Source organism: Inquilinus limosus MP06, assembly GCF_000767795.1.
Lineage (GTDB): Bacteria > Pseudomonadota > Alphaproteobacteria > DSM-16000 > Inquilinaceae > Inquilinus > Inquilinus limosus_E.
Genome location: NZ_JANX01001144.1, coordinates 1 through 551, shown reverse-complemented (window position 1 = coordinate 551; position 551 = coordinate 1). Strand labels below are relative to the sequence as shown.

Below are 551 nucleotides of genomic sequence, written 5' to 3'. Positions count from 1 at the left end.
AGGGGTTCCCGAAGCCTGGCTCAGGCCGGCGGATCCTGCGTCGGCGGCACCAACCCCTCCCCCTGGCCCCTCCCGCGAGGGAGGGGGGACTCTCTTGGGATTGGCGCCGTTGGTCTTCGCGTACAGGGCAGCCTGCCGTCCCACCGCCAGGCCGTCGGCGATCGCGGCCTCGGTGGTGGCACGGCCGGCACAGGCGCCGGCGGCCAGCAGCGGGCCGTCGAGATCCGGCAGCACATAGCCGCCGCGGGTCCAGTCCAGCTTCGGGCGGATGCCGCGCTGGCTCAGCAGATGCGTGGTCGGCATCCAGCCGCCGGAGATGGCGATGGCGTCGCAGTCGATCGCGGTCGCCCTGCCGCTGCCGTCGGCCGCGCCGATCCGTGCGCCCTCGACGCCGAGGCGACCCTTGGCGCCGCGCACCGCCGACCCGGCATGGATCGCGATGCCGGCGGCGTGCAGCTCTTCCGCCAGCGGGCCGGGCAGGACGGCGCGGCTGTCGACCAGCCCCGCGACCTCGACCCCGTGCCGCTTCAGCGCCAAAGTGGCGCGGGCGG

General features: G+C 75.7%; 1 pseudogene. It reads right to left on the bottom strand.

Features of this window, described 5'->3' with window-relative positions:
- Nucleotides 1-551 (bottom strand): annotated as a pseudogene (locus tag P409_RS39895) (hypothetical protein); the annotation flags it as partial.